We start from the raw sequence: 4,029 nt of genomic DNA, 5'->3' as shown, positions 1-4,029 counted from the left end.
GACGCTCAGCTGGGTCAAGATGACAGCAAGCCCCACATTGCTTTACACAACTCCAAGTTGCCATAACTTTGAAAAAAGAGCTAAAAGCTTAAATTATATAGGACTTACGCAAATCCCTCAATTTAACGCTACCTGTAGGGTGGGCAAGGTTTTGCCCACCCTACCCATGGATTGTGTGCCTAAGTCCTGAGTATATCTAGCTTAGCGAGTTTTCACCCGTCATAGGTGTAGTCAGGCTTGCCGTTGAGTTTTGTATATTTTTGTAAACTTACTTAAAAAATACAGATCATTACCCAGTAAAATCTAAGCGATGGATTGTGATTAGTCACCATCGCCTTTGTTGGGTCAATTCTGGAGAACATATGTATTTAGCTTTTTTAGATTTTATAGGTAACATCGATTGGGTATTGATTGCTCAGCTGAGTATGCTGGCAGCTGTTGTGATTGCTGGTCCAGTGGTCATTTTCGCCCTATATGCTCTTAGAGGCGACCTTTAATCGAGGGTTGAAGGTGACGCGGTTGTTCGCCCAAGGCGTTCAGTTTACGGTAGCTGACGCGCTTGAAGGTTAGCCCGTTGAACGCGCACGCGTGGGCTTTTGGCCAAGGTTCAGTAGAAAACCTGCAACCTGTAACTGGTTAACTTTCAACTCGCCAGCAACCTATGACTTGTTAACTTTCAACTCGTCAGCAACCTAATAACTTGTCAACTTTCAACTCGTTAGCTGAGTCCCAACGCACGAGTTGCTGCTTTGATCAAGGGGTAGTAAGGAGGTTTAGTGACATTAACTTCTTTAGCATCTTCCCGTTTAGTACCCAAAAGTCCAATGCGTTGTCCTTTCTGAATCGCTAGGACTTTCCCTTCTGGGTTTCTAATTCTTAGTTCGTTTAAAGATTCCCAAAGGCTACAGGTGTAGCGGCGCTGATTGTAATAAAATTCCGCTTTCTTTGTTGTTGAGGTAGTAGTAACTTTACTAGTAACTACGGGACTAGTCACTACGGGTAGACGAACACCGACTAACTCTAACTCAATGGTCGTGTTGCCCTCCCAATGATGCTCTCGCAACTTGTAGGCAATATCCACTCGTTTAGGTAAAGGGAAGTATTCCCCCCAACGCCAAGCAATAGCTTGAATCGTGACTGATTGATTGTCCTGATTCAAGGTAAGCTTAATGTGTCCCTTACCAACAACTCGTTGCTCAAGGATTTGGACATTGGCACTCCAAAAGACAGGATCCCGATTGCCAATCCCACAGGGGTGAAGCAGATCTAATTGCTGGTAGAAGTTAGAGGTAATTTCAGGTAATTCTAGGCTAGCGTCGATAGCAACTAGGGGTTTGAGGTGTTCAGCTTTTAGACATTCATGGGCAAAACGGCTAAGGGATTGTTCAAAGTCGCTTAAGTTCTCAGCAGGTAGGGAAAATCCACCAGCTGCTTTGTGTCCTCCATATTTACCCAGTAAGTCTTTACAGAACTCTAAGGCTTCAAAAATATTGAATTCAGTTATGCCTCGTGCTGAACCGCGAATGTGTTGTTGGTCGTCGTCTTCATAGGTTCCAATAAAGACTGGGACACCATAGCGCTCTACTAATCTGGAGGCAACAATGCCAATGACTCCATGATGCCAATTCGGTTGGACAATCACTAATACCCGCTTCTGTTGCCAATCTAGTCCAGTGTCCTCAATAAATGCGATCGCATCTTGTTCAATATCAGCACACAATTGCTGACGCCGTTGGTTAACTTCTTCACACTGCATTGCCCTTTCAAGTGCTACTTCGGGTGCAGTCGTCGTCAGCAGTTCAATTACAATTTGGGGATCCGATAAGCGACCAATAGCGTTAATTCTTGGTCCTAGTCTAAATCCAATATCCTCCGGCTTAAGGGATTTTTGGTCATCTTTAACCCCAGTTATCTCGATTAATGCCTGAACTCCTGCTAATTGAGATTGAGGCAATAACCCTAAGCCTCGCTTTAACCAACGTCGGTTGATACCCGTTAAAGGGGCTAAATCCGCAATAGTTCCCAGAGTAAATAGTTCTAACAGCTGTTGGGTCAAGCCTTTGATTTGACCCAGTTCTTGTGCTAGACAGATAGCTAAAATGTAAGCTATCCCTACACCAGCTAAACTTCGGTAGGGTGACTCTTCCGGCAGTTGCTTGGGATTGAGAATGGCATCAGCGTCTGGAAGTTCTGGAGGTAGGTCATGGTGGTCAGTTACAATAACCGTTATTCCAAGTTCTACAGCTCTAGCAATAGGTTCATGGGCAGCAATACCATTATCAACCGTTAAAATCACACCCACCCCTTCCTCCGCAAATTCTTCCACAATCCGTGTATTGATGCCATAACCCTCTGTCATCCTGCTGGGTATGGCGTAGTCTACATCAGCCCCCAACCACCGTAATGCTCTGAGTAACAAAGCCGTGCTGGTCATGCCATCAGCATCGTAGTCTCCACAGATAGCGATTTTTTCTTGATTTGCGATCGCTTCAGTGAGCATCTCGACACTAATTGCCAAATCGGGAAATTCATCAATCGGTGCAGGCATTACCTGAGATAGGGGATTTAGGAAAACCTCCGCTTGTTCAGAGGTTTCAATACCTCTATTAATCAGGAGTTGAGCGATTAGGGGGGAAATGCCTCTAGCTTGGGCGAGTTGGTTAGCTTGTTCAGTTTTGAGGGGGGCAATTTCCCAACGCTGATTAGGCAATTGGGCATGGGGTTTGGATGGGGTGGGTGAGAGGTGGTTGTGCACAGGTGTCGTGATCGAACAACAATAGCCCATACTACCACCCATAGTATCGGTTATTGGATTTGACCGAGATAATTATAATAGGTTATGATCTTAACATTTTGTAATACTCAGCTTCCTGGGTTTGTCGAGCCAGAGATAACCTATTGATAGATATATCTTTAACCGCTATCTGCAAACCCGTTTAATCCTGATTAATTATAAATTTTAAATTGTTAATTAATCAGAATAAATTGTCTGGTTTATATTACTTAAAAGTAGTCAATAGGACAGAATATTAATCCTATTTTTACTTAAATAGTTTTCATAAAAACTCCAGACTAACATCAGTAAAGTAAGTCAATTTTAAGGCACGTTTAACAAAATCAGAAGGAACTTTGGTAACTATGGATTACCGCCATATTCAATTTTGCGATCGCAAATATAAAATCGACTATTACCAGCTACAAAAATTGTTTAACCTAGGTGCTTTTTGGGCAAAAGACCGAAAAATCGAGGATTGGCAAGTTGCGATCGCTAACAGTAATCCTGTCATCAGCGTTTGGGATAACCAGAAGCTGATTGGATTAGCCAGAGCTACCTCTGACGGAATTTATCGGGGAAACATTTGGGATGTTGTTATCCATCCAGACTATCGAGGAGCTGGGCTAGGGCGTAAGCTAGTGGAAACTGTACTCTCTCATCCTCAGATGAGCCGAGTAGAGAGAGTTTATTTGATGACCACCCATCAACAAAGTTTTTACGAACGCATTGGTTTTGAGGTGAACTCCAGTACAACAATGGTATTGTACAATCAGCCTCTAGTTACTCCAGTCCCTAGTAAGGCTCTACAATCTCAGGAATCCCCTGGGGTATAGAAACATGAAACCGGGTAAGATTCTCAGCAGAGGCATCATTGTGAGCTTCTTCACTGGGGACAGCTAATACTTCTATACGCCCCTGCATCACTTCCAGGAGTGTTTGAATCATCAACAAGGTCAGTCCAGATGAAGTGGATACCATTTCACTGGGCTGTTTTGATTGATCTAGTTTTGATTGATCTAGAGGTAATTGCAATAAATCAACAGCTTCAGCCCAACAGCTGATGGCACAGGGCATATCAATCCAGATGGAAACTGTTTCAGATTCAGAGGAGAGTGCAGTCCAAACTTTAATTTGACCACTGCTTATCTGAGTAATCCCAGTATCCACCATCATCACTAATGCTTGTCGAAAACGCCGTGGATCGACTAAAACGTAAATTTGGGGGTCAGGTGGAACTATTTCCAGAGCTACAC

3 protein-coding genes and 1 pseudogene are annotated in these 4,029 nt (G+C 43.5%); 2 read left to right on the top strand and 2 right to left on the bottom strand.

Features of this window, described 5'->3' with window-relative positions; translation table 11 throughout:
- The first annotated feature begins 362 nt into the window (after nucleotides 1–362).
- A complete protein-coding gene (locus F6K52_RS33315) occupies nucleotides 363–497 on the top strand; it encodes a photosystem II reaction center protein Ycf12 (RefSeq protein ID WP_070396607.1) in 135 nt (44 codons plus the stop codon).
- A 221-nt stretch (nucleotides 498–718) separates the two neighbouring features.
- Here the strand turns inward: F6K52_RS33315 and recJ are convergent, their stop codons facing one another.
- Entirely contained in the window at nucleotides 719–2,785 is a 2,067-nt protein-coding gene (gene recJ, locus F6K52_RS33310; protein WP_364420974.1) for a single-stranded-DNA-specific exonuclease RecJ, read from the bottom strand.
- 353 nt (nucleotides 2,786–3,138) lie between these two features.
- Between recJ and F6K52_RS33305 the strand changes: the two genes are divergently transcribed.
- Nucleotides 3,139–3,609, top strand: coding sequence for a GNAT family N-acetyltransferase (locus F6K52_RS33305; protein WP_293088945.1), 471 nt, complete (start codon nucleotides 3,139–3,141; stop codon nucleotides 3,607–3,609).
- Here F6K52_RS33305 and F6K52_RS33300 read toward each other — a convergent pair.
- Nucleotides 3,569–4,029, bottom strand: a pseudogene (locus F6K52_RS33300) (sensor histidine kinase); the annotation flags it as partial. The gene F6K52_RS33305 and the pseudogene F6K52_RS33300 overlap by 41 nt on opposite strands.

Origin of the sequence: Moorena sp. SIO3H5 (genome assembly GCF_010692395.1) — a bacterium.
Taxonomy (GTDB): domain Bacteria; phylum Cyanobacteriota; class Cyanobacteriia; order Cyanobacteriales; family Coleofasciculaceae; genus Moorena.
This window is presented reverse-complemented; position numbering and strand designations above follow the sequence as displayed.

Bases quoted from the DNA above. Each gene is read 5' to 3' on its own strand.
- recJ (WP_364420974.1), bottom strand. From the start codon at position 2,785: ATGGGCTATTGTTGTTCGATCACGACACCTGTGCACAACCACCTCTCA.
- F6K52_RS33305 (WP_293088945.1), top strand. From the start codon at position 3,139: ATGGATTACCGCCATATTCAATTTTGCGATCGCAAATATAAAATCGAC.
- F6K52_RS33315 (WP_070396607.1), top strand. From the start codon at position 363: ATGTATTTAGCTTTTTTAGATTTTATAGGTAACATCGATTGGGTATTG.